At 62.2% G+C, this 20,970-nt stretch carries 14 protein-coding genes and 2 pseudogenes; 9 read left to right on the top strand and 7 right to left on the bottom strand.

The annotated features are described in order from the left end of the window. Positions 1-145: 145 nt before the first annotated feature. The 5 genes from AC19YY_RS24625 (at position 146) to AC19YY_RS24605 (ending at position 6,923) form a co-directional block, all read left to right on the top strand. A complete protein-coding gene (locus AC19YY_RS24625) occupies positions 146-1,549 on the top strand; it encodes a GntT/GntP/DsdX family permease (protein WP_169955122.1) in 1,404 nt (467 codons plus the stop codon). A 26-nt stretch (positions 1,550-1,575) separates the two neighbouring features. Then, a complete protein-coding gene (locus AC19YY_RS24620) occupies positions 1,576-2,436 on the top strand; it encodes a MurR/RpiR family transcriptional regulator (RefSeq protein WP_169955121.1) in 861 nt (286 codons plus the stop codon). A 1-nt stretch (position 2,437) separates the two neighbouring features. Continuing rightward, on the top strand, positions 2,438-3,901 hold the full coding sequence (locus AC19YY_RS24615; protein WP_500605022.1) for an N-acyl-D-amino-acid deacylase family protein: 1,464 nt from the start codon (positions 2,438-2,440) through the stop codon (positions 3,899-3,901). 107 nt (positions 3,902-4,008) lie between these two features. Further along, entirely contained in the window at positions 4,009-6,465 is a 2,457-nt protein-coding gene (locus tag AC19YY_RS24610; RefSeq protein ID WP_500605021.1) for a dermonecrotic toxin domain-containing protein, read from the top strand. Between the two features lie 89 nt (positions 6,466-6,554). Further along, positions 6,555-6,923, top strand: a complete 369-nt coding sequence (locus AC19YY_RS24605; protein ID WP_169955118.1) for a glyoxalase superfamily protein — start codon at positions 6,555-6,557, stop codon at positions 6,921-6,923. Positions 6,924-7,561: 638 nt separating this feature from the next. Here AC19YY_RS24605 and AC19YY_RS24600 read toward each other — a convergent pair. From AC19YY_RS24600 to AC19YY_RS24580, 5 genes and pseudogenes are all read right to left on the bottom strand, one after another. Then, positions 7,562-8,158, bottom strand: a pseudogene (locus AC19YY_RS24600) (methyl-accepting chemotaxis protein); the annotation flags it as partial. 258 nt (positions 8,159-8,416) lie between these two features. Then, positions 8,417-9,481: pseudogene (locus AC19YY_RS24595) on the bottom strand (methyl-accepting chemotaxis protein); the annotation flags it as partial. A gap of 162 nt (positions 9,482-9,643) precedes the next feature. Continuing rightward, entirely contained in the window at positions 9,644-11,464 is a 1,821-nt protein-coding gene (locus tag AC19YY_RS24590) for a CocE/NonD family hydrolase (RefSeq protein ID WP_492634693.1), read from the bottom strand. A 19-nt stretch (positions 11,465-11,483) separates the two neighbouring features. Next, entirely contained in the window at positions 11,484-12,923 is a 1,440-nt protein-coding gene (locus AC19YY_RS24585) for a YfcC family protein (protein ID WP_169955116.1), read from the bottom strand. A 211-nt stretch (positions 12,924-13,134) separates the two neighbouring features. Further along, the gene (locus tag AC19YY_RS24580; RefSeq protein WP_169955115.1) at positions 13,135-14,028 is read right to left on the bottom strand and encodes a LysR substrate-binding domain-containing protein; all 894 of its coding nucleotides are present in this window, start codon (positions 14,026-14,028) and stop codon (positions 13,135-13,137) included. A gap of 172 nt (positions 14,029-14,200) precedes the next feature. Between AC19YY_RS24580 and AC19YY_RS24575 the strand changes: the two genes are divergently transcribed. Beyond that, positions 14,201-15,424 (top strand): OprD family porin, encoded by a 1,224-nt coding sequence (locus AC19YY_RS24575; protein ID WP_500605020.1) that lies wholly within the window; start codon positions 14,201-14,203, stop codon positions 15,422-15,424. 3 nt (positions 15,425-15,427) lie between these two features. Here AC19YY_RS24575 and AC19YY_RS24570 read toward each other — a convergent pair whose 3' ends face one another. Next, a complete protein-coding gene (locus AC19YY_RS24570; protein WP_500605019.1) occupies positions 15,428-16,843 on the bottom strand; it encodes an ArnT family glycosyltransferase in 1,416 nt (471 codons plus the stop codon). A 196-nt stretch (positions 16,844-17,039) separates the two neighbouring features. Here AC19YY_RS24570 and AC19YY_RS24565 point away from each other — a divergent pair, with 196 nt between their 5' ends. From AC19YY_RS24565 to AC19YY_RS24555, 3 genes are all read left to right on the top strand, one after another. After that, on the top strand, positions 17,040-17,498 hold the full coding sequence (locus AC19YY_RS24565; RefSeq protein ID WP_170043655.1) for a GNAT family N-acetyltransferase: 459 nt from the start codon (positions 17,040-17,042) through the stop codon (positions 17,496-17,498). A gap of 90 nt (positions 17,499-17,588) precedes the next feature. Continuing rightward, positions 17,589-19,088 (top strand): MocR-like pyridoxine biosynthesis transcription factor PdxR, encoded by a 1,500-nt coding sequence (gene pdxR / locus AC19YY_RS24560; protein ID WP_500605018.1) that lies wholly within the window; start codon positions 17,589-17,591, stop codon positions 19,086-19,088. Positions 19,089-19,141: 53 nt separating this feature from the next. Further along, positions 19,142-20,344 carry a benzoate/H(+) symporter BenE family transporter gene (locus tag AC19YY_RS24555; RefSeq protein ID WP_170058529.1) on the top strand — a complete coding sequence of 401 codons (1,203 nt, stop codon included), beginning with the start codon at positions 19,142-19,144 and terminating at the stop codon, positions 20,342-20,344. Here AC19YY_RS24555 and AC19YY_RS24550 read toward each other — a convergent pair. Next, positions 20,341-20,844, bottom strand: a complete 504-nt coding sequence (locus AC19YY_RS24550; RefSeq protein ID WP_500605017.1) for a hypothetical protein — start codon at positions 20,842-20,844, stop codon at positions 20,341-20,343. The genes AC19YY_RS24555 and AC19YY_RS24550 overlap by 4 nt on opposite strands. Between the last annotated feature and the right edge of the window lie 126 nt (positions 20,845-20,970).

The raw sequence follows: 20,970 nt of genomic DNA, 5'->3' as shown, positions 1-20,970 counted from the left end.
CAGTCGAGTTTCCCGTATCTGCTCTGTGCTGCATGTAAGAACTATCCCCCGATTTTCATCCTGGCTCTGCGGGCATGTCCCAAAGCGACAGCGCTTACCTGTGGGCGAAAATTACTTTCATAAAATTTGAAAACCTTCCTCGGTAATGATTTATGAGTTTCACAACCAATTCGACGTGACCCTTTCCGAGGAGTACCGCATGGCCGCATCACCGGGCGTCTGGCTGTTGGCATACGCTGCCATCGCCATCATTGCATTGATCGTGCTGATTGCACGTTACCGGCTCAACCCGTTTATCGTCATCACCCTGGTATCCATCGGCCTGGCGCTGCTGGCCGGGATGCCGGCGGATACGATCATGGGCTCCTATGAGGCGGGCGTCGGCAAGACCCTGGGGCATATCGCGCTGGTGGTGGCCCTGGGCACGATGCTCGGCAAGATGATGGCCGAATCCGGCGGCGCCGAGCAGGTGGCGCGCACCCTGATCAACCGTTTCGGCGAGCGCAATGCCCACTGGGCCATGGTGTGCATTGCCTTCCTGGTGGGGCTGCCGCTGTTTTTCGAGGTCGGTTTTGTACTGCTGGTGCCGATTGCCTTTACCGTGGCCCGGCGTGTGGGCGTGTCGATCCTGATGGTCGGCCTGCCGATGGTCGCCGGCCTGTCGGTGGTGCATGCCCTGGTGCCGCCGCACCCGGCGGCGATGATGGCGGTGCTGGCGTATAACGCCTCGGTCGGGCAAACCGTGCTGTATGCGATTTTGATCGGCATCCCCACCGCGATCATCGCCGGCCCGGTGTACGCCAAGTTCATCGTGCCGCGCATCCATTTGCCCGCCGAAAACCCGCTGGAGCGCCAGTTCATCGAGCGCGAGCCGCGCACCCGCCTGCCCAGTTTCGGCCTGACCATGGGCACCATCCTGTTGCCGGTGGTGCTGATGATGATCGGCGGTTGGGCCAACCTGATCTCCACGCCTGGCAGCGGCTTCAACCAGTTCCTGTTGTTTATCGGCAACTCGGTGATCGCCTTGCTGGTGGCGACCCTGGTCAGTTTTTGGACCCTGGGCCTGGCCCAGGGCTTCAACCGCGAGTCGATCCTCAAGTTCACCAATGAATGCCTGGCGCCGACCGCCAGCATCACCCTGCTGGTGGGCGCGGGCGGCGGCTTGAACCGGATCCTGGTAGATGCCGGCGTGACCCATGAAATCCTCGGCATGGCCAATGCCTTCAACCTGTCGCCGCTGGTGATGGGCTGGTTGTTCGCTGCATTGATGCGCATTGCCACCGGCTCGGCGACCGTGGCCATGACCACCGCGTCGGGCGTTGTCGCCCCCGTGGCCCTGGGCCTGGGTTACCCACACCCGGAATTGCTGGTGCTGGCGACCGGTGCCGGTTCGGTGATCTTTTCCCACGTCAACGACGGCGGCTTCTGGCTGATCAAGGAATACTTCAATATGACGGTGATCCAGACCTTCAAGACCTGGACCGTACTGGAGACTTTGATTTCAGTGGTCGCCTTCGGCCTGACCTACGGCCTGTCTCTTGTTTTATGAGCCTCATCCTGTAACCCGGAGACCCCATGGACATCCTCTACCAGATCCGCGCCCGCCAGGATTCCTTCAGCGCTGGCGAAGGGCGTATCGCCCGGCTGATGCTCGATGATGTGGGTTTTGCCGCATCCGCCAGCCTGGAAGAGCTGTCCCAGCGGGCCGAGGTCAGCACCGCCACCTTGTCGCGCTTTGCCCGCAGCGTCGGTTGCCGCGACTTGCGCGACCTGCGCCTGCAACTGGCCCAGGCCAGTGGCGTGGGCAGCCGTTTTCTGGACCCGGCGGGGTTGCCCGAGCAGTCGGCGTTTCATCGCCAGATCCTCGGTGATATCGAAGCGACGTTGCGCCAGCACCTGTCGGGCTTCAACCAGGCCGGGTTTGTCGATGCGGTGAACCTGCTGGGCAAGGCGCGGATGATCCACGCGTTTGGCATGGGCGGCCCGTCGAGCCTGTGCAGTGAAGAGTTGCAGGTGCGCCTGGTACGCCTGGGCTACCCGATTGCCGCTTGCCGCGACCCGGTGATGATGCGGGTCACGGCCGCCACGTTGAGCGCCGAACACGCCCTGATTGTCTGCTCCCTCACCGGCCTGACGCCCGAGCTGCTGGGCGTGGTGGAACTGGCCCGCAACTATGGCGCGCGGGTCGTCGCCATCACCCTGGCCGACTCGCCATTGGCGCAGTTGGCTGACGTACTGCTGCCGCTGCAACCGGCGGAAACCAGTTTTATCTACAAACCCACGGCGGCGCGCTACGGCATGTTGCTGGCCATCGATTTACTCGCCACCGAACTGGCCCTGGCCATGCCGGACGACAACCAGGAACGCCTGCGCCGGATCAAGCTGGCCCTGGACGACTATCGCGGCGGCCCTGACAGCCTGCCGCTTGGAGATTGAAATGAAGTACCACACGCTGATTCGCCAGGCGCTGATCATTGATGGCAGCAACACGCCGGGGTATCTCGCCGACGTGGGGCTGCGCGAGGGGCGGATCGAGAAAATCGGCGACTTGTCGGCCGCCCGGGGCGAGCATGAGATCGAGGCCAATGGCCGCGTACTGGCACCGGGTTTTATCGACGTGCACACCCACGACGACACCGTGGTGATCCGCCAGCCGCAGATGCTGCCCAAGCTCAGCCAGGGCGTGACCACGGTGATTGTCGGCAACTGCGGCATCAGCGCCGCGCCGGTCAGCCTGCGTGGTGCCCCACCGGACCCGATGAACCTGCTGGGCAAGGCCGAGGCGTTCGCCTATCCGCGTTTCCTCGATTACCGCGCGGCGGTGGAAAACGCTCACCCGGCTCTCAACGTCGCGGCATTGATTGGCCATACCGCTTTGCGCAGCAACCATATGGACGACCTGCACCGCACCGCCACCGCCACCGAAATCGCGGCGATGCGCGAGCAACTGCAGGAAAGCCTGGCGGCGGGCGCCCTCGGTTTATCCACAGGGCTGGCCTACGCCAGCGCGTTCAGCGCCGACACCGACGAAGTGCTGCAACTGAGTGAAGAGCTGACGGCGTTTGGCGCGGTGTACACCACCCATCTGCGCAGTGAGTTCGAGCCGGTGCTGGAGGCCATGGACGAGGCGTTTCTGATCGGCCGCCACGCCAAGGCACCGGTGATCATTTCCCACCTCAAATGTGCCGGCGCCGGCAACTGGGGGCGTAGTCCACAGCTGCTGGCGTCCCTGGAGCAGGCGGCGAAGAGCCACCCGGTGGGTTGCGATTGTTATCCCTATGCCGCCAGTTCCTCGACCCTGGACCTCAAGCAAGTCACCGATGCATTTCCCATCACCATCACCTGGTCGACGCCGCACCTGCAAGTGGGCGGGCGCGATCTGCAGGACATCGCCGCCGAGTGGGGCGTATCCCTGATGGACGCCGCCCGCCGCCTGCAACCGGCGGGGGCGGTCTATTACGGCATGGATGAGGCCGATGTGCAGCGTATCCTCGCCCATCCACTGTCGATGGTCGGCTCCGATGGATTGCCGGAAGACCCGTTCCCCCATCCGCGCTTGTGGGGCGCATTTCCACGGGTGCTCGGACATTTCAGCCGCGACCTGGGACTGTTCCCGCTGCACACAGCCGTACACAAAATGACCGGCCTGTCGGCCGCGCGCTTTGGCCTGGCCGAGCGTGGCGAAATCCGCGAGGGGCATTGGGCTGACCTGGTGCTGTTCGACCCGTTGCGGGTAAGGGATGTGGCGGACTTCAAGGACCCGCAACGTGCCGCCGAGGGGATTGATGGGGTGTGGGTCAATGGTGTGTTGAGCTACTGCGAGGGGCAGGCGAATGGTCACAGGGCCGGGCGCTTCCTGGCGCGTTGCGGGGATTTACGGCGGGGTTTTGCCCAGGCGTGATCGGCCGTGAGGTGTGTCGGATTGTGGTCAATGAGGGCTTACAAAAGGTAGGTTGTGACGGTGGAAGCGCTATCTAAGATGGGCAGGATTTCTTACGGAGAGCCTGTATGCCAAATCAATATGATAGCGTCAGTCGTTTCGGTAACCCGCCCAACGTTGCGGCCGCGTTGTACGCCAGTGGCCCTGCTGCCAGCATTCATGCGGCGACCGCCAATGCGCTGGCAGCCTTTCCTTTCCCCCGCGATACGATCAAAGGCTGGATCCAGGAAAAAGTCTGGAACCTGACCAACCAATGGATCGACCCTGACAAGGTCTACCTGCATAAATTTTCGTCGGCGCATAGCACGCACAATCCCAGTGCGGTGACGGGGTGGGAGCACAACGGGGCTCCCGAATCCTCCATGACCCTCACCGAGGCCGTCGCCAGCGATTTTTTCTCGGCGCAGCGCTATGGCGCTGCCGGGAAGGCCCAGGCGGTAGCCCATTTCCTGTCTTCGAACACAAGCCCGTTCTCCCTGTTTGAAAGTGAAAGCGTCACGGACTTTTTCAGCCGGCTGGGCCGGTTCGTTCTTGATCGAACCGGGCCTGGCTTCATTTACTCGAAAATTCATGATGATGTACCCAATGCCCGGGAGGCCTGGCGGGACCTGGATTCAGTCTACGGCCTCTATCTGGATGGCCCGCAAAAGGGCAGCTACAACGCGGACAATCAACTGCGCATGAAGCCCAGCGAGTTGTTGGATTTGGTGCGCGAGGGCGACTTGCAGAAGAAGGTGATTGCCAAGCTGGACGACTTCTGGACCCAGCACGGCAGCGAGTGGCGCACGCTGGCGAAAAAGCAGTTTGTGATGCAAGCCCGAGCCGCCCGGGGCCTGAACCAGAAAGATCCCAGCCAGGGCTTGAGCCCGCAGGCGTATGCCAGCGTCATGCAGGCGGCCGCGCCCGACGTGCCGCTCGAAGGCCCGGTGTCAAAAGAACAGTTACAGGCCGAGGCGGCGCCAGGGCCGGACACCCGGGTGTTGTGCTTCGACATCAATGGCTACCGCTCCAACAACATCCTGCGGTTTGTCGCGAAGGATGGCAGCGAAACCTTGTATATCCCCGGGGGCCAACCCTCCTTGCTGGCGTTCAAGGACCGTGCCGAAGTGGACCAGTGGGTACTTGCGCAGAGCAAGGACCCGGCGAAGGCCACGGCGCTGGAGGCGCATTTTTCCTTGCGCGATCGCCAGCAGGGGGTATTCGGCGCCCTGAGTGCCAGCGGTGTGGACAGTACCCTGAAAAAACTAGGTTCCCGTGACCTGGCGGCCAACGACAGCCATATCGACACCCTGAATTACCCTGTCGGTGGTGATGTGTTTTCCTTCATGGCCAGCCAGACACGTGAGCGCATCAACAACGATGCGGATACCGAAATGAAGTCCAATGCCGAGGTGTACAAGGGCGATGCCCTGGGCCTGTTGCAAGCGGGCAATGCGGTCTTTGCCATCCCGATGGCATTGCTCGGGCCGATTGGCCTGGCGCTTGGCACCGCATTGTTTGGAACACAGGTGGGGCTGGAAATCGACACGGCTGTGCAAGGCGATACCCAGGCCGAGCGCGCGAGTGGCTTGCATGCTGCGGTGATGGACGTGGCGACGATGGGGTTTTTTCATGCGCTGGGCAAGTTTGTTCCCCTCACTGCCGATCCCGCCGTCGAGGCAGCCTCACCAGCGGGCCAGGGCGAGGCTGCAAACGGCGCGGGAGCCAGACCTTTTTTCAATTATCGACGAGTGAACGGCAAAATTGGCGTGTTGATGAGCCCCGACGGCCCGCCACGTTTACCTGCGCCGCTGGGGGGCAAGCTGAATCCTGCGTGGGATCCCTCCATGGAAATCTACCTGCAGTCGGGATCCCGGCGGCCGCAGGTTCAGCCCAGGTATGAGACCCCACAGCCCAGCCCCAAAAGACCCAGGCTTGACGACTCGGAGGGGGAACTGTCGGAGGATGAGCAGTCGCCACCTTCCGTGGCTTCGGATGCCACTTCATCCGGGGATTACGATCCCTATGAGGATAATGTCATCAAGACCAACCCCTTCAAGGCCGGCGTCACCCTGCCTGCCGGTGGGTATTTCAACAGTCGGGGCATGATCGAGCGCACCGACCGGCCCAAGTTGTATCGCGTCGAAAAGGCCGAGCGCGTGGAGCGCCGGGGGGACCCGTTGGATGTTGGTTTTCGGGACTCAAACTTCTTTTCCGGGCCCGAAAAAATGATGGATGGCAAGGTGCTGGTGGCCTCTGGCTCCAAGGCCGCGGCCATGCATTTTGGCGAGACAGAGTTCAGCGGCGATTACCATTTGTACGAAATCGACAGCCGCGGCATTCCTTCTGTGTCCTTCAATGAAAACATCGACGCCAACCCTCAGTTCGTCGAGGCCCGCCAGTGCGTTGCACCCGGTACCCTTGAGCGTCTGCGCAACGAGGGGCGCCTGGATGAGTTTGCGGCCAATGCCTATAGGTTCGATGAGGTGCATGTGTCCAATGAGGATCTGTCGAACGCGCGGATCACCAAAATCCCCCATGGTTGAACGCAGCGTCGTCAGGCATTCACAGTGGACGGGCTATGGGGTAGGGTGATGGCGCCTCAACAGGGAGTATTCTGGATTTGGAGAGTCTTATGCGGTTAGGAAACGTCACCCCCATCCTGCGGATTTTCGACGAGGCCAAGGCGCTGGAGTTCTACGTCGATTTCCTGGGATTCAAGGTCGATTGGCAGCACCGGTTCGAAGCGAATTTTCCGTTGTACCTGCAAGTGTCGTTGGGCGAGTGCGTGCTGCATCTATCCGAGCACCATGGCGATGCCTCACCGGGCGCAGCGGTGCGGATCCAGGCACCAGGGGTGGATGGGTTCCAGCAGCAATTGCAGGCCAAGAATTATCGCTTTGCCAAGCCCGGAGTGGAGGAAACTCCCTGGGGCTCGCGGGAGATGAGCATCAAGGACCCGTTTGGCAATCGGCTGGTGTTTGTCGAGGAAGGGCAAGCCTGATCGACAGGTTTCAGGCAATAAAAAACCGCCTTGGTAGGGCGGTTTTTTATTGCAATCCCAGTTAGTGGCTGGGGTTGCTGTCTCAAAAGACGCAATCGACCTGCCCGCGAATATTAACGTTGACCATATCGGTTCGCAAGGTTCAACGATGATCGGCACCGATCGCTTCTGAAGCTTTGCTCGCGTCAAAGCTGACTGCAAAAAGCTGCAATAAATCTACCGTCAAATACTGGATATTTGACCACTATTGGTCACACCTTTGGCCTAAATGTTGGTTAGGATCTCCCCCGTTCTGCGTCTGTCGCTTTTAGGTGAGTCGGGTATGCGGGCGAATTCCGGACCGGCCGCCACGGGCTAGTAATCCGTGCCGGATTCATGCGGAAGGACCATTAGACCGGCCACCTCAAGAGACGTAATCGACCTGCGTCCAAAGGCTCACGTGTTCCGGTAAGTGCGCTGGAGGTAAGGCCCAACTCTTAGGAGGGCCGAGTATGTCCAAGTTTGCACGACGTACGTGGGACCTCGTAGTGAATTGCCTGCGTGTTTATCACGTCTGGAAATTCCTGCGAGACAGCTTCGATGACCGCTAAGGCCTGAGAAGTGGAGCCGCCCCGGTTTCGGCCGGGGCGGCTTTTTGCTTAGACCCGGAAATGGCTGACCATCTGCTGCAACTGGCTGCCCAGCCGTGCCAGTTCGACGCTCGACTTGGCAGTCTCGTCGCTGGCCGTTGCGGTCTGTTCCGATACGTCACGTACATTGACGATGCTGCGGCTGATCTCTTCGGCCACGGCGCTTTGTTGTTCGGCGGCGGCGGCGATCTGTTGGTTCATCGACTGGATGTTCGACACCGTGCGGGTGATGTTCTCCAGGGAGACGCCGGCCTTGCGGGTCAGTTCGACGCTGCTGTCGGTCAGGCTGCGGCTGTTGTTCATCACATTGGCCACTTGCTGGGTGCCGTTCTGCAAGCCGGCGACCAGGCCTTCGATTTCTTCGGTGGATTTTTGCGTGCGCTGGGCCAGGCCACGTACCTCGTCGGCGACCACGGCAAACCCACGCCCGGCTTCACCGGCGCGCGCCGCTTCAATCGCGGCGTTGAGCGCCAGCAGGTTGGTCTGCTCGGCCACGGCCTTGATCACGTCCATCACGCTGCCGATCTTGTTGCTCTCTTGTTGCAGGTGGGCCATGGCGTCAGTGGAGCGTGCCACTTCGTCGGCCAGGCGTTCGATCTGGGCGATGGCTTCGGCCACCACCTTGTCGCCTTCGCGGGCCTGGCCATCGGCGGCGGATGCGGCCTGGGAGGCTTGTTCGGCGTTGCGCGCCACTTCCTGCACGGTGGCGGTCATTTCATGCATGGCGGTGGCCACTTGATCGGTTTCGATTTTCTGGCTGTTGACCCCGGCGCTGGTCTGCTCGGTCACGGCCGACAGCTCTTCGGCTGCGCTGGCGATCTGCGTGACGCCGTCGCGGATCCCGGAAATCAGCTCGCGCAAGGTGGTACCCATGCGCTGGATGCCTTGTTGCAGCACGCCCAGTTCGTCGCGGCGGGTCACTTGGATGTTGTGGCTCAGGTCGCCGGAAGCGATGCGCTCGACCACGGCCAGGGTTTCCTGCAGCGGGCGGGTGATCTGCCGGGTGATGACCAGCGCGGCGATAATCCCCACCAGCAGCGCCAGCACGGTGCTGATCAGTTGCAGGCTGCGGGCCTGGACGCTTTCGGCGTCGCGGCGTTGCAGCTGGATGTCATACAGCGCTTCGCTGCGCGACACGATATCGGCACCCTGCACGGTCATTTCCTGGCGAGCGAGGACGATATTGGCGTTGGCCGCTTTATACGCCTGTAGCGCATTGCGATAGGCGCCCAGGGCATTTTCCAGGGCGATCAGCTCGGCTTGCTGGGACTCGCCAAACACGTTCTTCAAGCCTTTGAGGCCATTGATCGCCGATTCAATCTGCGCCGCTGCACGGGCTTCGGTGTCCGGGTTGACGTTGCCGGTGTAGCCGCGCACTTCATAGCGGGCCACCTGGAACTCTTCCTTGGCGTGGTTGACGGCTTCGTACTGGGCGAAGCGTTCACTGCTTTCAGGCAATTGCCGCACGCTCTGGTCCAGTGCCGCAATCACCAGGCCGGCGGCGTCGGCGCGTTCGCCCATGGTCTGGCGAGCCGCGTTGCCGTTACGGTAGGCCTCGCGCATTTTGTTCAGCGACTGCCGGTAGGCGGTGATGATGTCTTTCTGCTCGTTGAGCAGCTTGAGGTTTTCCGGGCTCTTGAAGCTGTTGACCAACTGTTGCTGCTGCGCGGCAAAACTGTCGAGGGTGGTCTGGACGTTCTGCGCCACGGTTTCATCGCCGTTGGCGAGCATGTATTGCAGGCGCACGATCCGCAGTTTGGTCAGCGAGGCGTTGAGCTGGGTGATGTCGCTCATCCAGTTGCTGCGGTCGATCAGGCTGCCCAGGCTGGTCCAGCCGGTGAGCGCGAGGATCGAGGTGAGCACCAGTACCAGGCCGAAGCCCAGGCCCAGTTTCAAGTTGACGCTGATGTTGCCAAACCATGTATTCATCGAATTCCTCCAGGAACAGATTGCGTGTACATCAGTTGCTGGAAGATCGCCCAGCCGATGGATAGTCAGGAGATATCGGCAGGCAGGGCGAGAGCTGAAACGGTTTTTTAGCCAATGTGGGATTGGCGGATGAGCGGTCATTACTCCCGATGTAGGCGCTCTTCACCCGTTGGGCAGAATGCTCAGGACCAGACACGATGCGGCATCCCGGCTGAGGTGGATGCGATTGTGGGCAATGCGCGGGTCGTGGGCCTGGCCCTCGGCTTCGCCGCTGTTGGGGTTGACGTCGAAGCGCGGGAAATTGCTACTGGAAATGTCCAGGCGCAGGCGATGGCCCTGCTTGAACAGGTTGCAGGTGGCAAATGGCTCGATGTTCACTTTCACCCGCTCGCCGGGTGTCAGCGGTTTGGGCTGCTCCCACGCGTCGCGATAACGGCAGCGGCGGATGCCGTCGGTGATGTTCATCGCAAAGCCTTGCGGGTAAGCGGCGCTCGGCGGGTAGACATCCACCAGCTTGGCGGTGAAGTCGGTGTCCGGCGCGTCGCTGTCGATCCATAGCTCGATCTGCACCGTGCCGGCGACGATCAGGTCTTCGGTCAGGGGCGCGGTCTCAAAGCTCAGCACATCGTTGCGCTCGCACAGGGGGCGATTGTCACCATGGGTGCCAAAAAAGTCCGCGCGCTCACGCTGGTCGAAGGCGCCACCGACGAAGATCGGCGCACCGGATGTCAGTGCGCCGCCCACGGTTGGCACCGGGTTGGCCGGGTCGGCGTAGTAACCCAGGACGGCCTCGTCAGCGCTGGGCGCAACCTCGGTCAATTGCCGTTGTTCATCCAGGTACAAGGTCAGCGCCTGGGTGCCGGGCAGCGGCCATTGCTCGGCCTGCAACCAGCGGCCGCCGTGTTGCAGGCGCCCCTTTTCATCCGGCAAGCCGCTGCCGCCGCCCATCAGGAACACCTGCACCTGGGCTTGCGGTGGCTGCGTCCCTGGCTTGAGGGATTGCTCGAACCATTGCAGGCGGCAACTCAACCAATCTTGCGCCACCTGGCCGTCAAACGCGGCCTGGGCGCCGAACTCCACATCGCCGCTATGGCTGATATTGCGGTCACCGTGCAACCACGGCCCCATGATCAACTGTTGCGGTGCACGGTTGGCGCGGGTGAATGCGGCGTAGTTGGCCAGGGTCGAGCTGACATAAGCGTCATACCAACTGGACATGAACAATACGGGAATATCCGGCAAGTCCGCGTAATGACCTTCGGCATAAATTCCCGACTTCTGCCAGTAGGGGCCGAAAGTGCCCTGGGCCCACTGCTCCAGCAGATAGGCTTCGTACTCGGGCACATGGCGCAACGGTGATTGACCCGCCTGCCAGGGCATGCGGCGGAACCACTCATGGATGTCTTCGTCTTCCAGCGCCTGGCGTACTTGCGGGTCGGCCAGGGCTAGCGGGCTTTCCTTGGCCTGGCGAAAGGCCCAGGTAGCCTGCTTGAGTTCAAACGCACCGCCCTGGCGAATCCCGCATTGGTAGGCGTTGGCGAAGCCGCCGCTGTCGAGCACCATGCTGCTCAGGCCCGGCGGGTGCAGGCAGGCCATCGCCAGCTGGGTGTGGGCCGCGTAGGACAGGCCCATGCTGCCGATCTTGCCGTTGCACCATGGCTGGCGAACGATCCAGGCCAGGGTGTCGAAGCCGTCTTCGCCCTCGGCGGTGTATTTGGTGAACACCCCTTCGGAGGCGTAGCGCCCGCGGCAATCCTGGAATATCGCGACAAACCCCTGGGCGGTAAAACGCGCCGCCATCTGCTCGCGGGAGATGTGCTGGCCGTCGAGCTGTTTTTCCGAGCGCGACGGTTTGCGCTTGTCATAGGGCGTACGTTCGATCACCACCGGATACGGCCCTTCGCCGCCCGCCGGCAGGTAGATATCGGTGGCCAGGTGGATGCCATCGCGCATGGCGATCATCTGGTTGTGCAGGGTTTGCATAGGTAAAACACTCATCGGCTCAATATCCGGTTTGCACGGCAATGGCCAACAGCACCATCGCCAGCACCGCGTAGATCAGGAACAGCGGCAGGATGTAGCGCGCCCATTGGCCCCAGCCGACGTTGGCGGTGGCCAGCAGCACCAGCAGGCCGCTGGAGGTCGGGGTGATCATGTTGGTCAGGCCGTTGCCCATCAAAAAGGCAAACACCGTGGTTTGCGGGCTGACCCCGGACAACTGGCCCAGCGGCCCGAAGATCGGCATCGTCACCGCCGCCTGGCCTGAGGTAGACGGGATCAGCACGTCCAGCCCCAGTTGCGCGAAGAACATGCCGTAGGCCGAGACCACCGGCCCGTGGTCGCCCACCAGGTTGGCCAGGCTGTTGACGATGGTGTCCAGCACCTGGCCGGTGCTGAGGATGATTTCCACGGCGGTCGCCAGGCCGATCAATACGCCGGCGATCAGCACCTTTTTCATGCCATCGACAAACGCGCTGGCGGCAGTGCTGGCAGCCAGGCCGGCGATCACCGTAAAGGCCACGGTCAGCAGCAGGTAGAACGCCGACAGTTCATGGTATTTCCAGCCCCAGCGGTTCGAGGCATACACCAGGAAGCCGATCCCGCCGCCCAGCACCAGCAGGTTCAGCAGGTGGCGAATCGGCAGGGGTTTGCTTTCAAAGGTGATCTGCGCGCTGGCATCAAAGCCGTGCTTGCGAATGCTCCACAGCACAAACGCGATACCCACCAGCAGGAAGGTGCAATAAGCGGCGACGCGCATGCTCAAGCCGCTGAAGATCGGCAGACCGACCATCGGCTGGGCCACGGACAACGCCACCGGGTTGGAGATGGACGCCAGGTAGCCGATCTTCACCGAGATGGTGACGATGGCCAGGCCAATCAGGTTCGACAGCCCCAGGCGGTTAGCCATGGCCACCATCAACGGCACGATCAGGATGAATTCCTTGGCCAGCCCCATGAAGGTGCTGCCGGCGGAAAACACCAGCATCAGGCTCGGCACCAGCACGTAGATATTGCCCCGCGTCAGGCCCAGCAGGCGCTCCAGCCCGGCGTCGATTACCCCGGCCTTGTTCAGCACGCCGAACATGCCGCCGATGAACAGCACCATGAAAATCAGCGCCGCACGCTTTTCGATGCCTTGGGGGATGGCCATGAAGCCTTCCACCAACGACACCGGGCGCGCGGTTGTGTCGCCGGCCTTGCGTGGTTCCAGGGAGAACAGTTGGCTGAAGGAGTCCTGCTTTTCCAGCACCTGGTACGAGCCCGGCACCACCAGGCCATTGTGACGCTGGAACTTGCCGGCATTCACCGCATAGGTGAAGGCGACGGCGAGCAGGACGATACTCAGCAGAATGATCGCTGGGTTGATTTGCTTGCGTTGCACGGGTTTGTCTGCGGCCGCCTCGGTGGGCGGCGGGGTACGGAGGATCTGCGGTTCGGTCATGCTGGCGGCCCCGGCGCGACCCCGTCTGGGCGGGGTGAGTGCGCTGTTATTGTTGTGGTGGGCGGACACTAGGGCAAAGCTCGCAGGCCCACAACGTTATGCGTGGGGCGGGTTGGGGTATGCGTTTTACACACAGATTGCGCGCAACGACGAGCGGTTCGGCTCGGAGGCTGTGGTGTTGGCGCGGCTGTCATCGCCGGCAAACCGGCTCCTACAGTGGGGTGGCGAGGCAGCTTTTGAGGTGGTCGGCGAAGGCCGTTACCAACTGTGAGCGTGGCTCGTCGGCACGAAATGCCAGGCCAAATTCATAGGGCAACGCCGGGCGAAACGGCCGGCTGACAATCGGCAGATGCATGAAGTGGCTGGCCAGCAAACCGTTGACGATCGACACCCCCAGGCCTTCGGCGACAAAGCTGCAGGCGGCGCCCACCGAGTGCACTTCGACCCGCACCTGGGGCGTCAGGTTGGCGGCGCGGAACATCTGGTTCAACTCGGTACGCACCGCCCGTTGCCGGCCCAGCATCACCAGCGGCACGTTGCGCAGATGCTGCACCTCGATGAACTCTTGGCGACTCAACGGGTGATCGGCTGGCATCACGCACACGCCTTCGGTGTGCAGCACCGGCTCGATATCGAAGTCGGGAATCTCGGTGGGCAGGCGCACAAAACCCAGGTCGGCGGAGCGGTCCAGCACGGCGCGTTCGATCATGTCGTAGGAGCCGGTCAGCAGTTCGACCACGGTGTCGTCATGGTCCTTGAGAAAGTCCGCGACAATCCGCGGCAACAATTGCTGGGTCATGCTGGTGGGGACGCCGACCTTGAGCAGGCTTTTGCGCGAGCGGCCCACGCGCATTTCGTCGGCCAGACGCTGGATACGCTGCATGCCGTCCACCAGGCCGGCGACCTCGGTGAGCAACTCCTCGGCCTCTGGCGTGGCCATCAGGCGGCCCTTTTTGCGCAGGAACAGGGCAAACCCCAGGGCGTCCTCCAACTGGCTCAACAGGCGGCTGACTGCAGACTGCGACAAGCCCATGCGCGTGGCCGCGCCGATGGTCGAGCCGGTGGACATGATCGCCTTGAAGGCTTCGAGTTGCTTGAGGTTCACCGTGGATTTCCTGTCGAAGGGCGGCTTTGCGCATAGCGTCATGCGCTTCTCGCATAACGTTGTGGGGCGTTCGGCAAGCCGTTAGTGTCCGCCCCAATGTGACCTGGCGTCCAGCCTGGCACACGGAGCAACTGCCCATAAAAATCGACAATACGGCATTGAGGAAACACTGATGCGTGAGCTTTTCACGAGAGGCGGCGTAGTTACCGCCGGCTTGCTGGCGAGTCTGTCGCCGGCGCTGATGGCCCAGGGGTTCTGGGAGGATTCCCAGGGCAAGCTGAGCCTGCGCAATTACTATTTCAACGACGGTTATCGCGACGGTGGCGAGGACCGCAAGGAGTGGGCGCAAGGCTTTCTGCTCAACCTGCAGTCCGGCTACACCGAAGGCACCGTGGGGTTTGGCCTGGATGCCCAGGGGCTGTCAGGGATCAAGCTCGACTCCAGCCGCACCCACGCGGGCACCGGTTTGTTGCCGGTCCATGATGATGGGCGCGCCGCCAATGAATTCTCCAGCCTCGGCGTGACCGCAAAAATGCGCATCGGCGCGGCCGTGGTGAAAACTGGCACCCTGTTGCCCAAGATCCCGGTGCTGGTGCACAACGACGGGCGCCTGCTGCCCCAGACGTTTCGTGGCACCCAGATCGAATACAGCGGCATCCGCAACCTGTACCTGCACAGCGGGCACCTGGATCAATTCAAGCTGCGTAACTCCACCGACAGCGTGGATATTTATCCACAGGGCTACAGCGGCAAGAAGGGCAGCGACTTCGATTTCGCCGGCGCCACCTATGCCTTCACGCCTACGCTCAGTGGCACCTGGTACTACGGGGAAATGCGCGAATTCTATCGCCAGCAATTCCTCGGCCTGGTGCATAAGCAGCCGTTGGGCCCGGGCAGCCTGACCAGTGACTTGCGCTACTTCATCAGCAATGAAGCCGGCGAGGCGCGCAACGGCAAGGTCGACAGCGACATGTTCAGCGGCCTGTTCACCTATCGCCTGGGGCCGCAGGCACTGGGCGTGGGCTACCAGAAAGTCAGCGGCGACACCGCGCTGCCCTATGCCAGCGTGTCGACGGTGTACTCGTTCAGCAACGCTGGGGTCGGCAAGTTCATCCAGGCCGGTGAGCAAACCTGGATGCTGCGCTATGACTACGACTTTGCCGCCGTGCTGCCGGGCCTGAGCTTCATGACCCGTTACTACAAGGGCCAGAACGGCGACTTCAAGGGCCGCGAAGCGCGCGAGTGGGAGTCCGACACCCACCTGCGCTACGTGATCCAGGACAGCACCCTCAAAGGCCTGGGCGTGGAATTACGCAAGGCCACCTACCGTTCCACCTATGCCAGTGACCGCGATAACTACCGGGTCTACCTGACGTACGATCTGGCGCTCTGGTAGGCCTTACTGTTCGACAAACGAGTAGGGGCGACTGCCCACGGTGATCTGCTTGAGAGCGGTGACCGGAGTCGTCAGTTGCTCGATACGGTCCAGCAACGCCACATTGCCCGGCCTGGCATCGAGATAGGTGCGCAGTTGTGCCTCCGTCTGCAGGATCGGCAAGTTGCTCTGGGTGTAAAACACGCTGGCGCCGGCCACACGCTCGTTGGGCTGGTACAGCACCACCGTGTGGCCCTGGGCTTGTAATTCCTGGATTTGGCGGGTCAGCGGCACGAAGGATTCTCGCCGGTCGGCCTTGGGCGCATACCAGATAGCAGCGCCCAGGTAGCCGGCAATCACCACGGCAAACACGCCGCTGATCAGGCCACGGCGATAGGCGGGCACGCGGCTGAGCAGAACCGCGCCATATTCGGCCGCGAGGACCGCCGCCGCCGGGGTCAGGGCCATCAGATACACGATGCGTTTGCTGGAGGCGAAGGTCAGCAGGGTAAATTGCGCCACCAGCCACAGGCTGAAAAACAGCCGGTAACGATTGCTCGCCAGGCTTTTGCGAAAGTGCCACAGGCCCAGGTACACCAGGATATTCCACGGCAAAAAGGCTTCGGGCAATTTGGCGAGGTAATAGTAGATCGGCTCGTAATGCCCGGCTTCGACGAAGGAGCCGCTGAAACGCCCGACACTGTTGGTCCACAACACCTCACCGACTGCCTGCATCCCACCCCGTTGATACAGAAACCCCAGCCAGATCAACAACGGCACCAGCGCCAGTAGGGTGAACATGCCGGGCCGCAGCCATTGGCCGGGCCGCACGCGCTTGTCCAACAGGCTGGTGCAGGCCAGGTAGGCAAAAATCACAATGCCCGGCATCGCCAGGCCCAGCACGCCTTTGCTCAAGGTGGCGATGGCCATCCCCAAGGTAAACAGCAGCCATGTGCCGATATTGGCACCGGGCTGGGATTCCGCGCGGGTGGCCTGGTAGAACGCCAGCAGGGCCAGGGTCACGCCGAGGCTGAGCAGCGCATCCTCACCTACGCCGCGCACGTTGCTCCAGTAACTGGCCATGGTCGCCAGCACCAGCGCGGCGCCAAACGCCAGGGGCTTGGGCCGTCCGAAGCGGCGCAGCATGCCGTACAGCAGCATCACACTGAACAACCCGGCAAACGCCGAGGCCAGTCGTACCGCGCCGGTGCTGGCGCCAAACAGGCGAATCGCCCCGGCATCCAGCCATAGGCTCAGGGGTGGTTTTTCCAGGAACGGCTCACCGAACAGGCGCGGCACCACCCAGTCATTATCCAGGTGCATGGCCATGGCAATCCCGGCCACCCGGGCTTCGGTGGAGCCTTGCAACTCATGATTACCCAGGGCCACGAAGAACAGCAGACCGGCAAGCAGCAGCAACAGCGGGGCAGGGCGTGTCATGGGGTGGGTTACCGGATGCTAGAGGGGGGTAGCGTTGGAGTATACGAAGGCAATCCTTAACGAATTGTGAACGTAGCGCCCGTTGTAGATTGGCCTGCCAGGTGGTCTGGAAGTGGTCGGTTCGCCGCCGCCTTGGAAACCTACCATTGCCGGGTCCCGATCCATCCCGGACCGGGCTTCCCGATAGGAGAACGCGATGAGTAACGATCCACAGGCAATCGTGGTGAGAGCTGTGCAACCCGAAGACTATGAGCAATGGCTGCAACTGTGGCTGGCCTACCAGGACTTTTATCAAGTCACCCTGGATGAGACCACCACCCGCACCGCCTTCAGTCGCTTGCTCGATGCCGATGAAGCCATGGCCTGCGCCGTGGCGGTACAGGGCGATGAGTTGGTCGGGCTGGTGCATGCGCTGTTGCATCGTTCGACCTGGGCGGTCGCTGATTTCTGCTACCTCGAAGACCTGTACGTGGCCCCCACCGTGCGCGGCGGCGGCACCGGCAAGCTGTTGATCGAATGGGTCCAGCGCTATGCGCAACACCACGGCTGCGCCCGGTTGTACTGGCATACCCAGCAGACCAATAAACGTGCGCAGAAACTCTACAACTGGATCGCCGAAGACTCGGGCTGCATCGAGTATCGGATGGCCCTGTAGCGCCCGCCCGCAACGCTCGCCGATATTGCTCGTGGACATATCGGCGGCTTCGCACAAAGATGCATGGTTTTTTAGCCCTTGGCCAAGTCAATGACCCACAACCTGGAACTGGACACGCTGAAGATCCGCCTGACGGACCCCAAGCTGGCCTCGCTGGATTTGCGGGTGCGGGTGCAACGGGCGCTGCGCCAGTTGATCCTCGAGGGCATCCTCGCGCCCGGCAGCCGCTTGCCCGCCACGCGCACGCTGTGCAAGTCACTGGGCATCTCCCGGGATACCGTGGAAATGGCCTACGTCCAACTGCAATTGGACGGTTACCTGTGTCGGCGCGAAGGCTCGGGCAGTTTTGTCTCCGAGAAAATCGGGCCGAGCCTGCTGGGGACGCGCAAGCGCCAGCCAGTGATGGCGAACCAGGCGGCGCTGAGTGCCAGGGGCGCGCAGATCCTCGCCAGCGGCGGCGTTACCGACCAGCAAGTGGTCAAGGCGTTTGCCACGGGGCTGCCGGAAACGCGCACCTTTCCCGTGGGCATCTGGGAGCGCCTGCACCGCCAGGCATTGAAGGATTATCGCCCGAACCTGCTGTTGCACGGCGACCCGCAAGGCGCCGAACCCCTGCGCCAGGCCATCGCCGACTACCTGAACCTGGAGCGCGGCGCGCGGGTTACACCGGATCAGGTGCTGGTGCTGTCGAGTACGCGCCAGGCCCTGTATTTGTGCGCGCAGGTGCTGGTGGATGAAGGCCGGCCGATCCTGATGGAAGACCCCGGTTACTTCGGCGCCCGCAAGGCGTTTGAAATGGCCCAGCTCAAGGTGGTACCGGTGGCGGTGGACGCCAAAGGCCTGTGTATCGACGCCTTGCGCGCCGACCGCAGTGGCGCCAATGCCGTGTATGTCACGCCGTCCCATCAATACCCCACTGGCGCCACCCTCGCGCTGGAACGGCGCCTGGACCTGATCGCCTGGGCCGAGCAGCGCCAAGGCTGGATCATCGAGGACGACTACGACAGCCAGTTTCACTACGAAGGCCTGCCGACCGCCTGTGTACAAGGCCTGGATAGTTACCAGCGCACGCTGTACCTCGGCACCTTCAGCAAATCCCTGTACCCCGGCTTGCGCATGGGCTTTATGGTGCTGCCCCGGGAGTTGGTCAAGCCCATGACTTACGCCCGCAGCATCCTCGACGGCCACACCCCGCAAATCGCCCAGTTGACCCTGGCGCGCTTTATGAGCGACGGGCATTTCGGCAGCCATATCCGCGCGATGCGCAAAGTCTACGGCGAGCGACGTGATGCCATGGCCGAGGCGGTCGGGCGCCACTTGAGCCATGTGGTCACCGCCAGCTTGCCGCCCGGGGGCTTGCAATTGCCTTGCGTGCTGCATGAGGGATGGTCGGAGCTGGAGACGATTCGCCAGGCGGCGCGGGTGGGTATCCAACTGCCTGGCCTCACGCGGCTCTACGCCCAGCCGCCGGCAAGGGGCGGATGGCTGCTGGGGTTCTCGGCGCTGACGCCCGGTGAAATCGACAGCGCCAGCCGGCAATTGGCCAAGGTACTCAAGGGTGGTCTGGTGCAAGGTCGGGAAGTGGACTGAACGGGCGGTCCGGTGCTTGTTAGCCTTTGCGGCCTCAACCAAAGGAATGCGCCATGAACCGACCCGCCCCACGCCTGCGTCTTGCCGACTACCTGTCACCGAGCATCAGTGCGCTGATTTCCGTCATCGTCAATTACGCCGGGACCTTTGTCCTGGTGTTCCAGGCCGCGCACCTGGCGCAACTGAGCGCGGCGCAAACCGCGTCCTGGGTCTGGTCGGTGAGTATTGGCGTGGGCGTGACCGGTGCGTGGTTGAGCTACCGCTACCGCGAGCCGATCATCACGGCGTGGTCGACGCCGGGGGTGGCCTTTCTGGCGACGGTCATGGCGTTTACGCCGTATGCCGAAGTGATCGGTGCCTATGTGATGTGCGCCATCGGTTTTATCGTGCTGGGCCTGAGCGGTGCGTTCGAGCGTTTGGTGCGGCTGATCCCCGGTGGCATTGCGGCGGGTTTGCTGGCGGGGATCCTCCTGCAATTTGGTGTGGCGGCGTTTGGCGGGGCCAACGCGGACCCGCTGCTGGTGATTGTCCTGGTGGTGTCCTACGCGGTGCTGCGCCGTTTCACTTCACGTTATGCGATGGTCGGAGTTCTGTTGATTGGCCTGGGGTTGCTGCTCGCCCAACAGCGGCTTGACCTGCACAGCCTGGAGCTGCAACTGGCCGCCCCGGTGTTTGAAATGCCGCACTTTTCCATCGCGGCGTTTTTTGGCGTGGCCTTGCCGCTGTTCGTGATTACCCTGACCGGGCAATACATCCCCGGCATGCTGGTGCTGCGCAACGACGGGTTCAAGACCAGCGCCAACCCGATCATCACTATCACCGGCCTGGGTTCTTTGCTGATGGCGCCGTTCGGCGCCCATGCATTCAACGTCGCAGCGATCACGGCGGCGATCTGCACCGGGCGCGATACCCATCAGGATCCGTCCAAACGCTACATCGCCGGGTTGGTGTGTGGGGCGCTGTACATCCTGGTCGGGGTGTTTGGCGTGACGCTGGCGACCTTGTTCATGGTCCTGCCACGCGCGTTTATCACCACTTTGGCGGGCCTGGCGCTGCTCGGGGCCATCGGTTCAAGCCTGGCCAATGCCATGGCCGATACACGCACCCGGGAAACCGCGTTGATCACCTTTTTGGCGACGGCGGCCAATGTCACGCTGCTGGGGATTGGCGGCGCGTTCTGGGGGCTGGTGGCGGGGTTGTTGGTGCATGGGGTGATTCACGGTGGGCGCGGGGTTCAGACGCGCGCGGCGGGCTAAAGGAGTTCGGCGCGTTTCACCGCGATACCCAACGGGCCGCTGAGCTTTTCGACCCTGACCTTGCCACCCGCCCGAAGCGCATCCGGGTGGCAGATTCTTATACGTTTTTCGAGTTCTCGATCGTAGACCTTTAACCCGCTACAGCCCTTGCCGCTGGAGGTGTATTCGTAGCTGGCGATGTAGGCGCCCGGCCTTGTGCTTGAAAAAAACACAAGCAATGACAACACGAAAAATTCGGCCACGGCGATAACGGCGAGCAGCGAGATCGCCTCTTGCAACGAGTCCATTATTGTAAATCTGAGGCGCGGATTCCTGCGCCGAACCCCCAGCACAAATGCCACCGCAGCCAATAGGGGCGATGTCACCAGGCAGATCATCACGCTCAACGTATTGAAGTACACGATGCGGTCGAGCCAGAACACCCATAACCCGATGGTTGCCACGAAAAGTACTACGCCCAGGCCGACGAGCAGGCGTGTAGAGGTCAGCGGTCTTCTCAATTCAAATGGCTTCCATGCAGTGAAGCAAAGGGTAAACGCGACAGGCACTGTGTCTGGGTCGGATAAAACAGCAGGGAGTATAAACTTCTACTTGTCTTTAATGAGAAGTATTATCATACGCGCCTC

The sequence above is a fragment of the Pseudomonas sp. MF09156 genome, assembly GCF_059862305.1.
This window is presented reverse-complemented; position numbering and strand designations above follow the sequence as displayed.